This is a genomic window from Ruegeria sp. BB6 (assembly GCF_056539385.1).
In genome coordinates, this window is the sequence record NZ_JBQFUW010000001.1 from 100,901 (window position 1) to 115,030 (window position 14,130).

General features: G+C 55.9%; 14 protein-coding genes and 2 tRNA genes. 10 read left to right on the plus strand and 6 right to left on the minus strand.

Going from position 1 to position 14,130, the window contains the following annotated elements; genetic code table 11:
* Nucleotides 1–120 precede the first annotated feature (120 nt).
* On the plus strand, nucleotides 121–1,416 hold the full coding sequence (gene gltA, locus ACR0B7_RS00485) for a citrate synthase (RefSeq protein WP_170481793.1): 1,296 nt from the start codon (nucleotides 121–123) through the stop codon (nucleotides 1,414–1,416).
* 53 nt (nucleotides 1,417–1,469) lie between these two features.
* Here the strand turns inward: gltA and ACR0B7_RS00490 are convergent, their stop codons facing one another.
* Nucleotides 1,470–2,534: a PA0069 family radical SAM protein gene (locus ACR0B7_RS00490; protein WP_170576601.1), complete on the minus strand. Its 1,065-nt coding sequence runs from the start codon at nucleotides 2,532–2,534 to the stop codon at nucleotides 1,470–1,472.
* A gap of 300 nt (nucleotides 2,535–2,834) precedes the next feature.
* Between ACR0B7_RS00490 and ACR0B7_RS00495 the strand changes: the two genes are divergently transcribed.
* The 3 genes from ACR0B7_RS00495 to ACR0B7_RS00505 all read left to right on the plus strand — a co-directional run bounded on the left by ACR0B7_RS00495 (nucleotide 2,835) and on the right by ACR0B7_RS00505 (nucleotide 5,468).
* On the plus strand, nucleotides 2,835–3,533 hold the full coding sequence (locus ACR0B7_RS00495) for a cobalamin B12-binding domain-containing protein (RefSeq protein WP_170383124.1): 699 nt from the start codon (nucleotides 2,835–2,837) through the stop codon (nucleotides 3,531–3,533).
* 155 nt (nucleotides 3,534–3,688) lie between these two features.
* On the plus strand, nucleotides 3,689–4,723 hold the full coding sequence (locus ACR0B7_RS00500) for a Hint domain-containing protein (protein WP_170569516.1): 1,035 nt from the start codon (nucleotides 3,689–3,691) through the stop codon (nucleotides 4,721–4,723).
* 76 nt (nucleotides 4,724–4,799) lie between these two features.
* Nucleotides 4,800–5,468 (plus strand): DUF1638 domain-containing protein, encoded by a 669-nt coding sequence (locus ACR0B7_RS00505; RefSeq protein WP_170481782.1) that lies wholly within the window; start codon nucleotides 4,800–4,802, stop codon nucleotides 5,466–5,468.
* A 5-nt stretch (nucleotides 5,469–5,473) separates the two neighbouring features.
* On the opposite strand, the gene ACR0B7_RS00510 is transcribed toward ACR0B7_RS00505, so the two are convergent.
* Complete coding sequence (locus tag ACR0B7_RS00510) at nucleotides 5,474–5,884, minus strand: SufE family protein (protein ID WP_170481779.1); 411 nt, start codon at nucleotides 5,882–5,884, stop codon at nucleotides 5,474–5,476.
* 138 nt (nucleotides 5,885–6,022) lie between these two features.
* Between ACR0B7_RS00510 and ACR0B7_RS00515 the strand changes: the two genes are divergently transcribed.
* Nucleotides 6,023–6,547, plus strand: coding sequence for a hypothetical protein (locus ACR0B7_RS00515; protein WP_170413312.1), 525 nt, complete (start codon nucleotides 6,023–6,025; stop codon nucleotides 6,545–6,547).
* A gap of 6 nt (nucleotides 6,548–6,553) precedes the next feature.
* Here ACR0B7_RS00515 and rnd read toward each other — a convergent pair whose 3' ends face one another.
* The 3 genes from rnd to purM form a co-directional block, all read right to left on the minus strand.
* Nucleotides 6,554–7,711, minus strand: a complete 1,158-nt coding sequence (rnd, locus tag ACR0B7_RS00520; RefSeq protein ID WP_170481775.1) for a ribonuclease D — start codon at nucleotides 7,709–7,711, stop codon at nucleotides 6,554–6,556.
* A gap of 116 nt (nucleotides 7,712–7,827) precedes the next feature.
* Nucleotides 7,828–8,424: a phosphoribosylglycinamide formyltransferase gene (purN, locus tag ACR0B7_RS00525; protein ID WP_170569522.1), complete on the minus strand. Its 597-nt coding sequence runs from the start codon at nucleotides 8,422–8,424 to the stop codon at nucleotides 7,828–7,830.
* The gene (purM, locus tag ACR0B7_RS00530) at nucleotides 8,421–9,467 is read right to left on the minus strand and encodes a phosphoribosylformylglycinamidine cyclo-ligase (RefSeq protein ID WP_170413321.1); all 1,047 of its coding nucleotides are present in this window, start codon (nucleotides 9,465–9,467) and stop codon (nucleotides 8,421–8,423) included. Before purM ends, purN begins: the two co-directional genes overlap by 4 nt.
* Nucleotides 9,468–9,574: 107 nt before the next feature.
* On the opposite strand from purM, the gene ACR0B7_RS00535 reads away from it, so the two are divergent.
* Nucleotides 9,575–9,651, plus strand: a tRNA-Ile gene (locus ACR0B7_RS00535).
* Nucleotides 9,652–10,025: 374 nt separating this feature from the next.
* Here ACR0B7_RS00535 and ACR0B7_RS00540 read toward each other — a convergent pair.
* Entirely contained in the window at nucleotides 10,026–11,345 is a 1,320-nt protein-coding gene (locus ACR0B7_RS00540) for an ATP-binding protein (RefSeq protein WP_170481768.1), read from the minus strand.
* A gap of 44 nt (nucleotides 11,346–11,389) precedes the next feature.
* Here ACR0B7_RS00540 and ACR0B7_RS00545 point away from each other — a divergent pair, with 44 nt between their 5' ends.
* The 4 genes from ACR0B7_RS00545 (at nucleotide 11,390) to ACR0B7_RS00560 (ending at nucleotide 14,121) form a co-directional block, all read left to right on the plus strand.
* A complete protein-coding gene (locus ACR0B7_RS00545; RefSeq protein WP_170576602.1) occupies nucleotides 11,390–12,304 on the plus strand; it encodes an MBL fold metallo-hydrolase in 915 nt (304 codons plus the stop codon).
* Nucleotides 12,305–12,379: 75 nt separating this feature from the next.
* Nucleotides 12,380–12,454: transfer RNA gene (locus ACR0B7_RS00550), tRNA-Asn, on the plus strand.
* A 510-nt stretch (nucleotides 12,455–12,964) separates the two neighbouring features.
* Nucleotides 12,965–13,417: a Mov34/MPN/PAD-1 family protein gene (locus tag ACR0B7_RS00555; RefSeq protein ID WP_170576603.1), complete on the plus strand. Its 453-nt coding sequence runs from the start codon at nucleotides 12,965–12,967 to the stop codon at nucleotides 13,415–13,417.
* A gap of 107 nt (nucleotides 13,418–13,524) precedes the next feature.
* Complete coding sequence (locus tag ACR0B7_RS00560; protein ID WP_170576604.1) at nucleotides 13,525–14,121, plus strand: hypothetical protein; 597 nt, start codon at nucleotides 13,525–13,527, stop codon at nucleotides 14,119–14,121.
* Nucleotides 14,122–14,130 lie beyond the last annotated feature (9 nt).

The following is a 14,130-nucleotide window of genomic DNA, read 5'->3' on the forward strand; positions in this document are numbered from 1 at the left end:
CCAAAGCTTAACATTTGGGTAACGCTGCTCCGCTAACACCCGGACTGCGCGTCAGCGCGCATCCGTTGCCCGTAGGCTCGGACAGCGATCCGACTTGCGCATGAATGAGGAAGGGACACTATGACCGACAGCAACAAATCAGCCACTCTGACAGTCCATGGTGAAACGTACGAGTTGCCGGTTCATTCGCCAACCGCAGGCCCGGATGTCGTCGACATTCGCAAGCTGTATAATCAAGCCGGTGTCTTCACCTATGACCCGGGCTTCACCTCGACGGCGAGCTGTGACAGCACAATCACTTATATCGACGGTGAAAAAGGTGAGCTGCTGCACCGTGGATACCCCATCGACCAGTTGGCTGGCAAATCTCACTTCCTCGAGGTTTGCTACCTGCTGCTGTACGGAGAGCTGCCAACAGCACCCGTTCTGGAAAAATTCGAGACTACGATCACCCGCCACACCATGCTGCACGAACAGATGCAGTATTTCTATCGGGGCTTCCGCCGTGACGCGCATCCGATGGCGATCATGGTTGGCGTTGTGGGTGCGATGTCCGCCTTCTATCACGACTCGACTGACATCAACGATCCGCGTCAGCGCGAGGTCGCCTCGCACCGCCTGATCGCCAAGATGCCGACAATCGCGGCGTGGGCGTTCAAGTACCACACCGGTCAGCCCTTCGTGTATCCGCGCAACGATCTGGACTATGCGTCTAACTTCCTGCGTATGTGTTTCAGCGTTCCGGCGGAAGAGTATGAGGTCAACCCGATCCTCAGCCGTGCCATGGACCGCATTTTCACCCTGCACGCGGATCACGAACAGAACGCCTCGACCTCGACCGTGCGCCTGGCCTCGTCTTCGGGTGCGAACCCATTTGCCTGTATCGCGGCTGGTATCGCCTGTCTTTGGGGTCCGGCCCACGGGGGTGCAAACCAGGCGTGTCTGGAAATGCTGGAGGAGATCGGCAGCGTCGATCGCATCCCAGAATATATCGCACGTGCCAAGGACAAGAATGATCCGTTCCGCCTGATGGGTTTCGGCCACCGCGTCTACAAGAACTTCGACCCTCGTGCGAAGGTGATGAAGCAGTCCGCCGATGAAGTGCTGGATCTGCTGGGCATCGAAGACAACCCGAAACTGCAAGTCGCCAAGGCGCTGGAAAAGCAGGCTCTGGAAGATCCGTATTTCGCAGACAAAAAGCTGTTCCCGAACGTGGACTTCTACTCGGGCATCATCCTCGAGGCGATGGGTTTCCCGACCTCGATGTTCACCCCGATCTTTGCCCTGTCGCGCACCGTTGGCTGGGTCAGCCAGTGGAAGGAAATGATCGCCGATCCTCAGAACAAGATCGGTCGTCCGCGTCAGTTGTATCTGGGTGAAACCAACCGCGACTACGTGGACATCGAAAACCGCTGAAAATAGCGAAATATCTGAAAGCGCCCCGGACCAAGTTCCGGGGCTCTTTTTGTTTAGAACAGGGTAAGCTGATCCCCCGCCTGAGCGGGCTTTGCAAACAGGTCACAACGCAACGGTGGCGTCTGTGATGCAAGCCCCAACCGCCTTAGAGCCAACGAAAACCTCTTGGCGATCAGTCCGGCATATTCCCCTTCGCCGCGCATTCGGTGCCCCCAGCGCGGGTCATAGTCCCGCCCACCGTGCATCTCTCTGAGCTTTGACATGACCTTTTCAGCTCGTGCAGGTTCGTGATCGCGCAACCATTCCTGCCACAACCCGGACACTTCACGCGGGAGGCGCAGCATGATCCAGCTTGCAGCGTCCGCGCCTGCATCTCGTCCCGCTTCAAGCAGGTGCTCCAACTCGTGATCCGTCAGGCCGGGAACAAGTGGCGAGGTCATGACGCGAACAGGAACCCCGGCACCGGTCAACCTACGAATGGTCGCCAGCCTTCGCTTGGGCGACGGCGCGCGCGGCTCCATCCGGCGAGACAGACCGGGGTCCAAGGTCGTCAGCGATACACCTACGTGCACCAAACCGCGTTCAGCCATCTCAGCCAGAATGTCCAAGTCACGCTCGACCAGCGTACCCTTAGTCACGATACCGACCGGATGCTGAAACTCTTGCAAAACAGACAAACAAGACCGAGTTATCGCGAGGTCTTTCTCAATCGGCTGATATGGATCGGTATTTGTCCCAAGAGCGATCGGCGCGACCTTGTAGCCGCGTGCTGACAACTCGTTTCTGAGGACCGTCGCAGCATTCGGACGTGCAATCAGCCGAGTTTCAAAATCCAACCCCGGCGACAGGCCGAGATAGGCGTGTGTCGGACGCGCAAAACAGTAAACGCACCCATGTTCGCACCCTCGATAAGGATTGATGGAGCGGTCAAATGGCAGATCAGGCGAGCGGTTATACGTAATCAGGCTGCGCGCGACTTCTTCTGAGACATCGGTCCGAAGTACTGGCAAGTCGTCATCGGCGGCCCATCCATCGTCAAAATGTTCGGACTCGAATCTCTCAAACCTTCCCGCCGCGTTTGACGTGACCCCCCTACCCTTAATGTTAGGCGCAGCCATTTTTGTTTCCCTTTTGTTCTCATTTTAGACATAAGGGAACTGAGCAAACCGGACAAGCCCCCTCGTTGAGCAAGGGCGACGCAACTAGCGTGTCACGTTGGTGCGGTTTCAAACCCTTTTCTGAACGAAATGCAGGATGTTCATGCAGAAAATGACGTCGAGTTGATCAATATTTTGCCGTATAGGTCGGTCCCGGAACCGCCAAGGTCGCAATCGTCACAGTCGAACTGCGGCGAAATGGCCAAAACGGAAAAAATGCCACCACGGGCAATATGCCCGAACAGATCAGGGAAACGCCCCATGTCCGATGAAGAAGACATCGTCCTGTCCGAACTGAATGACGACGAACTGGTCGAACAGATGTTCGACGATCTTTATGACGGCCTGAAAGAAGAAATCGAAGAAGGTGTGAACATCCTGCTGGAACGCGGATGGACCCCTTATGACATCCTAACCAAAGCTCTCGTCGGTGGAATGACCATCGTTGGCCATGACTTCCGCGACGGCATCCTGTTCGTTCCCGAAGTTCTGCTGGCCGCAAACGCGATGAAGGGCGGTATGTCCATCCTGAAGCCTCTGCTGGCCGAAACCGGCGCACCGCGTGTTGGCAAGATGGTCATTGGCACCGTGAAGGGCGACATCCACGACATCGGCAAGAACCTTGTGTCGATGATGATGGAGGGCGCTGGTTTTGAGGTCGTGGACATCGGCATCAACAACCCGGTCGAGAACTATTTGGAAGCGCTGGAGTCAGAGAAGCCGGACATTCTGGGTATGTCCGCACTGCTGACGACTACGATGCCATACATGAAAGTCGTAATCGACACACTGGTCGAGCAAGGCTTGCGTGAAGACTACATCGTTCTGGTCGGCGGCGCGCCTTTGAACGAGGAATTCGGAAAAGCCATCGGCGCAGACGCCTACTGCCGCGATGCCGCCGTTGCCGTGGAAACAGCCAAGGATTTCGTGTCGCGCAAGCACAATCAACTTGCAGGCTAAGCGCTGTTCACGCATTTAGACTAAGGCTGCTCTTTGAGGGCAGCCTTTTTCGTTTAACCACTTGCAAATAAATATAATTTTACTAACTCTCCATTTGCGGGAGTTAAACTCGCGTATTAAGCGAATTTCATTGAAGATATTTTTGGGGTTAGTTGATGCCAACAACATTCAACGTAATTTTTCTGGGCGACCTTCCACTCATCGACCCGACCGAGGGAAATAATGTGGCCGAGAACGCAGGCGCGTTGGTTGGTCAAACGTTCGGCGGCCCCGGCACGCCCCTGTTTGAAAACGCGGCCGTCTGGAGCCCCGTCAGAAACCCCGGTACAACCTACGAAAACGACGCGAACGCCGATTTTGATCTATTCTCTATCGACGGCAATGTAACCCTGTTCGACGCAGCCGTCGCGTACAACGCCACGATTACTTATCTTGACGGAACAACCGCAGACATTACCGCCGTGGTTGCCCAGGATGTTTTCGGAAATACTTACCTCGTGCCCGAATTTTCGGCCAATGCTGATCAGGCGGCTCTTGAGGCTCAAGCCATTCTTTCGGTGTCAATAAACAGCATCGACACTGACACAACGAATGGTCTGACTGCAAACCGCCAGGACTGGAATATCGCGACATGTTTCACGACTGGAACGCTGATTGAGACAGACAATGGACAAATCGCAGTCGAGGACTTGAAGGCGGGGGATCAGATCCGCACCTATGATCACGGGCTGCAATCGCTTCGCTGGGTTGGCCGTAGAACGGTGCGCGCCACTGGTACGTTTACCCCGGTGCTTTTCAAAGCCGGAGCGCTGGGAAATTCTCGGGACTTGTTGGTGTCGCAACAACATAGAATGTTGGTAAGTGATTGGAAAATTGAACTGAATACCGGCCACGCAGAGGCCCTTGCCCCTGCCCGCCAACTTTTGAACGATACCGACATAGTGATGCGGCCCGGCGGTTTGGTAACCTATTATCACCTGATGTTCGACCAGCACGAACTGATTTGGGCCGAAGGCTGTCTGACCGAAAGTTTTCACCCCGGTGTCCAGGCTTGGAACAGCCTGGCCGACGCGACGCAGCAGGAGATTCTGACACTGTTTCCAGAGCTGTCAGCTCAAGGAGTTTCTGCCTACGGCCCAACCGCTCGCCCGTCATTGCAGTCGTATGAAACACGTGCGTCGGTCGCCTGACGCAGGATGTCGGAAGCGGGCTTGCCTTCATCATTCTTTCGTCCTTTGATGCTGCGATCGCACCGGGAATGAAGCCATGCCGCATAACAGCACGCCAGATGACGCAAGCCTGACGTCACAGGGTTATACCGAATCCGGTCGCAAGGGCGGCATCCTCCTGCTGGCCTGCGGTGCGCTTGCGCGTGAGATCCTGGACCTGAAAAACCGCAATGGCTGGGATCACATGTCATTGACCTGCCTGCCCGCGATTCTGCATGTCTACCCCGAGCGGATTACTCAAGCCGTCGAAGAAGCTGTCGCCAAACACCGCGACGAGTTTGACCAGATTTTTGTTGTCTATGCTGATTGCGGAACCGGGGGGCTATTGCAAAAAGCCTGCGCGGAGATGGGCGTAGAAATGGTCAAAGGGCCGCACTGTTACTCATTCTTTGAAGGGAACCAAGCCTTTGACGCTCGTGCCGAGGACGAGACAACGGCCTTCTACCTGACAGACTTTCTAGCCCGGCAATTCGACGCCTTTGTCTGGAAACCACTGGGATTGGATCGCCACCCTGAGCTTAGGGACATGTATTTCGGGAACTACACGAAGCTGGTCTATCAAGCGCAGACAGACGATCCCGACTTGACCGAGCGCGCGCGCAAGTGTGCCGAACGCATGGGGCTGACGTTCGAGCGTCGCTTTACCGGGTACGGAGACCTTGAGACCACTCTTTCAGGTTGGGCCAGTCGCGGCCACTCGGACTAAGGAAATCAGGCGTTTTCCTGAGCCACTTCGCGAATGCGTTCGATCATGGCCCGAAGACCGTTTGAACGCTGGGCTGACAGGTGATCGTGCAGACCAAGACGCGCCAGTTCGCCACCCGCATCGATCATTGGCACTTCGCTGACCGGCAAACCGTTATACAACGACCGCAAAACCGCGATCAGACCACGCACGATCAACGCATCGCTGTCGCCGTCAAAATGAAAAACTCCGCCTTCGATCACCGGGTGCAGCCAAACTTGACTGGCGCAGCCATGCACCTTTGTAGCTGGAACCTTGAGCGCGTCGTCCAGCGGCTCCATCGCCTTGCCTTGATCAATGACATGGCGATACCGATCTTCCCAGTCCTCCAGGAACTCGAAATCCTCAACGATTTCTTCAAAGGCAGGCGTTGCCATTTCGCGGCGGTCCTTTTGTTACAGCTTCATTGGTGTAGCTATGCCTCCGACCGTCGACTGTCCAGCCCTTGGGGTGGGTTTTCAAAGACGGGAAATTGCGATAACCCATTGCGGAATTTAACGCTCTGAGCTGGGTCCATGCAAAAACCGTTGTCACTTGTAATATTCGCCGTACTGACCCTGTCCGCCTGCAATAACTGGAGTGACTCGCGCGCCAACCCGTCCAACTGGTTCGGGTCCAGCACGTCTACGCCGACAGAAGCACCAGCATATGATCCGAACGTGCTCGTGCCGCCGGAACGTGAAGGCACCGGCCTGTTCTCGAGACCCGATCCCGTAGACAACAGCGTGCCGATTGCAAGAATCGACGAGCTTAGGATCAACCCGACGCCCTCGGGCGCAATAATCTATGCCAGCGGAACTGCGGCGCGGCAGGGCGCACATGGCGCGCAGCTTGTTCGCGTTGAAAGCGAGGAAAACCAAAAGAATGGTGTTCTCGAATTCACCTTCCGCGTCAGCTATCCCAGCTATGCAACAAACCAGGGCACCGAACGGTCGCGGGCGGTGTCAGACGCAGCAAATGTCAGCCTGGATGATCTGCAAAACATCCGTCTGGTGCGCGTCGTAGGTCAGCAGAATACGTTGGAATCCCGTCGCCGGTAACAAAGGTCAGAGTGAAACGACCTTCACCGCCTGCCCTTTGGCGGCCAGCGCAATCTTGCCTTCGCATAGTTTGAGCGCGTCCTCACCAAAAGCCTCGAACCGCCACCCTGACATGGCTGGCAGTTCGCGTTCACCGGCTGCGATCTGATCCAGCTCGGAACTGGTGGCGATCAGCTTTGCCGCGACACCCAGACTTTCTGTTTTGGACTTCAACAATACGCGCAGGAGGTCAGCCAATGCCGGGTTGACCTTCAGCTTGTCCCGGCTGTTGTCCACGCGCGGCATCTGGTCCGGCGGGCAGTTAACGCCTTTTTTGACAGCCGCCAAAATGCCTTCGGCAATCACGCCCTTGCGTGCCTCACGCAGCAAGAGCCGGGATCCCCCCAGGTCTGACGCCGACTTGGGCTTGGTCGATGCAAGTTCGATCAGGGCGTCGTCCTTGAACACTCGACTACGCGGAACGTTGTTTTCCTGCGCATAAGCCTCGCGAAACTGGGCCAACTCTCGTACGACCGCCAGAAACTTGGCGGAATTCGTGCGGGTTTTAACACGTTTCCAAGCGTCTTCCGGGCGGATGTCATAGGTTGCCGATTGCGTCAGAGTCCACAGCTCCTCGGCGACCCAATGGCTGCGTTTAGATTTCTCCAATTCCGCAGCGAGGTGTTCGTAGATTTGTCTAAGATGGGTCACGTCCGCCAGAGCATATGTCTTTTGCGCCTCGGACAGCGGGCGTCTTGACCAGTCGGTAAAGCGGGATGTCTTGTCTACACCCTGCTTGCAAATCTTGCGGACAAGAGTTTCGTAGCCAACCTGCTCACCAAATCCGCAGACCATCGCGGCCACCTGCGTATCAAACAACGGCTTGGGGAAAACACCGGCCTCAACCCAGAAAATCTCAAGATCCTGGCGAGCCGCGTGAAAGACCTTGACCACGTTTTCATTACTGAACAGCTCGTAAAGCGGGTCCAGGGACATGCCATCTGACAACGGATCGACGAGAACCGCGCTATCTTCATCGGGCGAAGGGACGGCCAGTTGCAACAAGCACAACTTGGAATAGTACGTGCGCTCTCGCAGAAACTCGGTGTCTACGGTGACATAGGCGTGGTCCGCGGCGGCTGCGCAAAACTCGGCCAACTCTTGCGTCGTTGTCAGGGTTTTCATTCGAGGTGCTATTCTTGCTCTTGTATTTTGTTACTGCCCGTCAGTTCTTTGACATCCCAAGCTGTGGTGCAGACCATAGGCTGAATACCGGGCAAGTGTAAATCACCCTGACAGGTTCACGGCAGCAGCACTGGGGTTCGATCACCGCTGGCGTAGCGCCGCAGAACGGCCGGATATAACTTGTGCTCCCACACCAGAACACGCGCGGCCAATGCTTCGGGCGTCTCGTCTGGTTCAATATTCAAACGGGCCTGCCCCAAGATCGGGCCGTCATCCAACGCGGCCGTAACCTCATGTACCGAGCAGCCATGTTCCGCGTCGCCAGCGTCAATCGCGCGAGCGTGCGTATTCAGACCCTTGTATTTAGGCAACAGTGACGGGTGGATATTCAGCATTCGCCCCTGAAAACGCGATACGAAATCCGCGGTCAAAACCCGCATGAAGCCAGCAAGACAGACGATATCCGGCTGGGCTTGTTCTAACGGCTTCAGCAAGTCGGCCTCGAACGCGGCGCGGTCACCCTTGAACGGTCGGTGATCAACCGCAGCCGTGGCGATGCCGCGATCGGCGGCTTTCACCAAGCCGCCCGCCTGGGGATCATTTGACAGAACCAGACAGGGCCGCGCGGGGTGATCGCCGGTCATGCTATCAACCAGCGACACCATATTGGAGCCGCCCCCCGAGATTAAGATGGCGACGCGCTTGTGGCTCACAGCAATTTGCCCGAGTAAGACACGCCCGGCACGTCTGTGACGGTGCCGATCCGGGCAACTGTCTCTCCGGCCTCGGCCAGCAAAGTGGTCAGCTCATCTGCGCGTGCGGCGTCACAGACGACAATCATGCCGATGCCGCAGTTGAAGGTCTTGAGCATTTCTGCCTCGGCTATGCCACCAACATCAGCCATCCAACGGAAAACCGGCGGCAAGTCCCATGCGTTCAAGTCAATCTGGGCACCAAGCTCATCAGGCAATACGCGCGGGAGGTTTTCCGTCAGGCCACCACCGGTGATATGCGCCAGCGCATGAACGCCCCCTGCCCGGATCGCTTGCAGCGCCTGTTTGACATAGAGACGCGTGGGCGTCAGCAGCGCCTCGCCCAGCGACCCCTCGCTGAACGGCGACGCGGCGTCCCAGCCCAGCCCTGACATCTCGACCAGTTTGCGCACCAGAGAATAGCCGTTGGAATGCACTCCGTTCGAGGCCAGCCCCAACAGCACATCGCCCTGCTGAACTCCGGCGGGCAAATGGGCGCCGCGCTCCATCGCGCCGACAGAGAAACCGGCCAGATCAAAATCACCATCGGGATACATCCCCGGCATTTCGGCAGTTTCGCCACCGATCAGGGCGCAACCGGACTGAACGCAGCCCTCGGCAATGCCTTCGATGATCCGTGCGGCAGTGTCCGTGTCCAACTTGCCCGTTGCGAAATAGTCCAGAAAGAAAAGAGGCTCGGCCCCCTGACAGATCAGGTCGTTGACACACATGGCCACCAGATCAATGCCGACACCATCCACGACGCCGGTATCGATCGCAATGCGCAGTTTTGTGCCCACGCCGTCTGTTGCACCAACCAGAATCGGATCCTGATACCCGGCGTCCTTGAGGTCGAACAAAGCGCCAAACCCGCCAAGGCCGCTCATCACCCCCGAGCGGTTCGTCCGCTTGGCTGCTGGCTTGATCCGGTCGACCAGAGCATTCCCTGCATCAATATCAACACCCGCGTCAGCATAGGTGATTCCGTTCTTGCCCGCTGTCATGGCCAACCCCTTATGAATGGTTCTCGGGCGGGTTAGTCGATTGTTGGGAATGTTGCAACGGTCAGGCTTGACGCGGACGTTCACCGTGATACCCAAGGCGCGTAGGCGGGCCTGTAGCTCAATTGGTTAGAGCAGAGCGCTCATAACGCTTTGGTTGGGGGTTCGAGTCCCTCCGGGCCTACCAAAATTCTGCTTTAGCGCCAGCTAACGAACTGGCACACGGAATAGAAATAGTCACACGGATCAAACCATCCGAGGACAATAACACTGGATACGGCAGCTACTATTGCCAATATCAACCAATTCAATGACCTCACCTCACTAGTAACTTGGACACACATCAGCGTTTCCGGGTTTCAAGCGAAACAATTCAGGTCGACACAAATCGACATACGGAAACAAAGGTGAGGGCCAGCCGAATCAATGGCCTAACTATGCCCCAAACACCCGCTATTCGTTCCCTAGCCCTATCATAGCACACTCAAGCGTCTGGAAAGGCATCACTTTCGATTCTAAGTGAAATTTCTTTCGAGCGTGTCTTTTTACGAACCAAAAAGGCTACCGTCCGATTATTATATCAGCACTCAGCCCACCCAAGCGTTCGCTTTTGCCCAGCCGCAGCACGCCGCCATGCGCGCGGGCGATATCAGAGACGATCGCCAGACCAAGCCCAACGCCGCTACCCTGATTCTGGTTGCGTGCGGGATCCAACCGGGAAAACGGTTTCACCGCCTCAGAGCGCTGCTCAGGCGCGATGCCGGGCCCGTCATCTTCAACCCGTATTCGCACCGCCTTGGGCGTTATCGACAGGCTCACTTCTGCGCGGTCACCGTAGCGAACAGCGTTTCCAATCAGGTTCTCAACCGCGCGACGGATTGCGGTGGGACGTAACAGCGCGGTGCCTTCGCCTTCCACTGAAACCAAGCTGGCCTCCAGCCCTGCGCGGCGTGCATCCTCGACAATCTGCCGCAGCAATTCCTCGGGCTGAACTGTCTCAGGCGGGCCTTCGGCAGCACCGCGCGAGAAATCCAGGAATGCGTCCAGCAACAATTGCATCTCATCCACATCTTGCTGCAGGGGTGCTGCCTCATCTTCGGGAAGCATGGACAGCCCCAGTTTCAGCCGCGTCAGCGGTGTCCGTAGATCATGGCTGACCCCCGACAGCATCAGCGTGCGTTGTTCCATCTGCCTTTCGATACGAGCGCGCATGTCCAAAAAGGCGCTTCCTGCTGCGCGCACTTCTATTGCTCCTCCGGGGGAATACGGCACGACCCTGCCCCGACCAAACGCCTGGGCCGCGTCTGCCAATCGTGTGATCGGGCGAAGCTGGTTGCGCATATACAAAAATGAAATCGAGGTCATGACGACGGCAAAAAACAACATTGTCACGATCAACTGATGCGGAGCGGTCGGCGACAGACGCCGACGTTCCAAGGTCAGCTCAAGCAGACCAACTTGAGTTTCGAGGTACAATCGCGCCTCGTCCCCGATGGGCAGTGCAACGGCGACAAGATTCTGCAACATTTCGTGCAGATCTGACTCAACCTGCGGAGCGATAAAGTCGTACCAGCGACGGATACCCAAGTCTGGCTCTTCGTTAATGTCCAGAAAACGGGCCTTCATATCCAGTGCAGCTATGTCTTGACGAATTGCGGCTATGGCCTGTTGCTGAGTTTCGGCATCCTCTGTCGCCCCCGCAACCAGCAAAACCTCTCGCGCGGCTGCGCTGGTCATTTGCCCTGTCACGTCCTCGAGGTGCTTTTGCAGGAATGCAATGCCCACAACAAGCAACAGCACGACCACTGGCAGAACCAGGATCAGAACCGCACGGGCATACAGGCTGCGCGGCATATAAGATTTGAGCCACCGGCTGGACATGCGCTAAACCTAACGGGCTGATCGGACAAGAGAAAGAGTTCAAAATGCAGGCACCCGATGATTTCAACCCGACTCCCGGTCAGCCTATCGAGCTACAGACCGATCTTCGACTAATCTTGGCGCCGAATCCCTCGCCAATGACCTATCGCGGAACGAATACCTATCTGCTCGGAGAAAGGGACTGCGCTGTCATCGACCCCGGCCCTCTGAACGAGGTCCACCTACAGGCGATTCTGAATGCGCTGCGTCCAGATCAGCGGATCAGCCATATCATCGTGACACACACACATCTGGATCATTCCCCCTTGGCCGCACCGTTGGCCGAAAGAACGGGCGCGCCGATTCTCGCATTTGGCGGTCCCGAGGCTGGCCGCAGCCCCGTCATGAAGAAGCTGGCGCAACAAGGTCTTGCGGGCGGTGGCGAAGGCATCGACAAGGATTTCCGCCCCGACATCGAACTTTCTGATGGAGAACTGATCGAAGGTGACGGCTGGAATCTTGAGGTCATCCATACGCCCGGCCATCTGGGAAATCACATAGCCTTGGGATGGAAGGATGTCTGTTTTACAGCCGATCACGTTATGGGGTGGGCCAGCTCATTGGTTTCACCACCGGACGGAGATCTGACGGATTTCATGCACGCATGCTACAAACTGCGACAGCGAAACTGGTCCATTTTTCACGCAGGTCACGGCGCGCCAATCTCGAATCCTGCTGACCGGTTGGACTGGCTGATCAATCACCGGCTTGCGCGCGAAGCACAGATTCTTGAGGCACTGGCAGACAAGCCCGGCACCGCTCGGGATTTGGCAGAGAGTATCTACACCGAAACGCCTGCGGCTTTGTTACCTGCGGCCGAAAGGAACGTTTTTGCGCATCTTGTCGATTTGTACGGTAAATCAATGGCTTCCCCCATCGACCAGCTATCGGCCAGCGCGCAGTTCAAGAGGCTGAAATGATCTGGCAATTTTTTTTCAACCCAGTGACATTCTGCTCTGGACGTCAAAATTTGTGATTGTTATACGGCCATCAGTTCCGGCGTAGCTCAGCGGTAGAGCAGTTGACTGTTAATCAATTGGTCGTAGGTTCGATCCCTACCGCCGGAGCCAAAATCACTCTTATATAACAAGAGAGTAACAAGCCGCCCCTAGGGGCGGCTTTTGGTTTCTGCAACATCTCTGCAACATACCTTTTGGCTCACCTGTAGGGCCGGGCTGATGTGAGTTTAGCCTTAGGACTCGGCCATCCTGGCTCCATCGCTGGCGCCCGATCTGATGCCAGCCCTCATGGCTGAACCTTCTTTTTCTTCTTGTTTGGGTGCCTTGCGGCCCCGCGGGTCAGCGCTACTAGCCACAGCGCGCCTATCCGTCTTGCATGGCACCGGGCCGAGATTTTTCGGAGTTAGATGCCACTGCACTATCGCTTGCAGAATTTTGATGGGCTTGTCGCAGACTCCGTTGCAGACCGGGCATAAAAGAGCCTAAGTCATGTGCATTTTCAGCTCATTAGATAATTTCGAGCCATTGATTGATTATCAAGTGGTGGAGTTTGCAGGATGACGCTTTGCTAAGAACTGCTTGGTCTTAGCGCTATCGAACCTTGCAACCAACTGTTGGTTGTTGGGTAGTAGCCGTGCTGCATCAGTTGTCATAGCTTCGGACATTAATTCACAAATTTATGGGCATCTTAGTGAAAAGCCTATCGAAATGGGAGGACTGCTGCTGGGTCGAGCACATAGGGTCGCTCGCGATCAAACACACTTAGTGGTGCACGTGACAAAGGCCGCCCGAGCCGCCAACTTTCAAGGTACAGCAGTTTCGCTGCGTATGGATACAGAGGTATGGAGCTCTGCAAGTGCCGCTTCGGAGGAAGGAGAGTTCATTGTTGGCTGGTACCACAGCCATCCAAACCTTGGTGTATTCTTCAGCGGGACAGATCGGAAGACGCAAAAAGACTTTTTCGACACCGAGTATTCGCTTGGGCTGGTTATTGATCCTGTTCGCGACGAAGAGCTCTGGTTTTTAGGCGGTGACAGTCAGGAGTTAGATCACAAATCGATACTGAAATACTAAGGCCGCATATTCCGAAGTGCTGCGGATTCAAGGTGCGCAAATGCGTTCCGAACTTCTGCATTTGGGGTCGAAATGTCGGTCACTTTGATGAACGGGAGTAGTGTGGGATGGCGACGAAAGAGGACATTCTTGAGCAGATCGTCGAGGAGTATCTCGTTCACAAGGGCTACTTCGTGCAGCACAACCTCAAATTCCTGCCGCGCAAAGACCACCCTGATTACATTAAGAACAAAGATTCGAACCACAGCGATATTGATGTAATCGGCTATCACCCAAAGCTCGAGGGCGATCGAAAGGTCTTGGTCGTGAGTTGCAAGAGTTGGCAGTCTGGCTTCAATCCTGCGTCCGAAATCGACGCGATCGAGAACGACAAAGTTCGGCGTGGCCGCAAAGCATGGCAAGCTTTTCGAGAACTGACTGTACCCAAATGGTCAGAGGCATTCATTAAGGCTGTGTACGATGCGACAGGCACAGATCGCTTCACCTATGTCCTGGCCGTTGCCAAGGTCGCCGGAGACAAGGCGGTTTGGGAAAACCACGAGCCGTTCCGAAATGCTCTTGGCAGCAACCCGGTCAGTATACTGACCTTTCGAGAAATGATTTTTGATATCCAGGGTCAGCTAACGACGACGCTGGCTGCGACAGAAGTAGGACGCATGCTTCAGATGTTCCAGGCTGCAGGCATTCACGTTGATCCGGAGTGAGTTTTTTTT

Bases quoted from the DNA above. Each gene is read 5' to 3' on its own strand.
- gltA (WP_170481793.1), top strand. From the start codon at position 121: ATGACCGACAGCAACAAATCAGCCACTCTGACAGTCCATGGTGAAACG.
- ACR0B7_RS00490 (WP_170576601.1), bottom strand. From the start codon at position 2,534: ATGGCTGCGCCTAACATTAAGGGTAGGGGGGTCACGTCAAACGCGGCG.
- ACR0B7_RS00495 (WP_170383124.1), top strand. From the start codon at position 2,835: ATGTCCGATGAAGAAGACATCGTCCTGTCCGAACTGAATGACGACGAA.
- ACR0B7_RS00500 (WP_170569516.1), top strand. From the start codon at position 3,689: ATGCCAACAACATTCAACGTAATTTTTCTGGGCGACCTTCCACTCATC.
- ACR0B7_RS00505 (WP_170481782.1), top strand. From the start codon at position 4,800: ATGCCGCATAACAGCACGCCAGATGACGCAAGCCTGACGTCACAGGGT.
- ACR0B7_RS00510 (WP_170481779.1), bottom strand. From the start codon at position 5,884: ATGGCAACGCCTGCCTTTGAAGAAATCGTTGAGGATTTCGAGTTCCTG.
- ACR0B7_RS00515 (WP_170413312.1), top strand. From the start codon at position 6,023: ATGCAAAAACCGTTGTCACTTGTAATATTCGCCGTACTGACCCTGTCC.
- rnd (WP_170481775.1), bottom strand. From the start codon at position 7,711: ATGAAAACCCTGACAACGACGCAAGAGTTGGCCGAGTTTTGCGCAGCC.
- purM (WP_170413321.1), bottom strand. From the start codon at position 9,467: ATGACAGCGGGCAAGAACGGAATCACCTATGCTGACGCGGGTGTTGAT.
- ACR0B7_RS00540 (WP_170481768.1), bottom strand. From the start codon at position 11,345: ATGTCCAGCCGGTGGCTCAAATCTTATATGCCGCGCAGCCTGTATGCC.
- ACR0B7_RS00545 (WP_170576602.1), top strand. From the start codon at position 11,390: ATGCAGGCACCCGATGATTTCAACCCGACTCCCGGTCAGCCTATCGAG.
- ACR0B7_RS00560 (WP_170576604.1), top strand. From the start codon at position 13,525: ATGGCGACGAAAGAGGACATTCTTGAGCAGATCGTCGAGGAGTATCTC.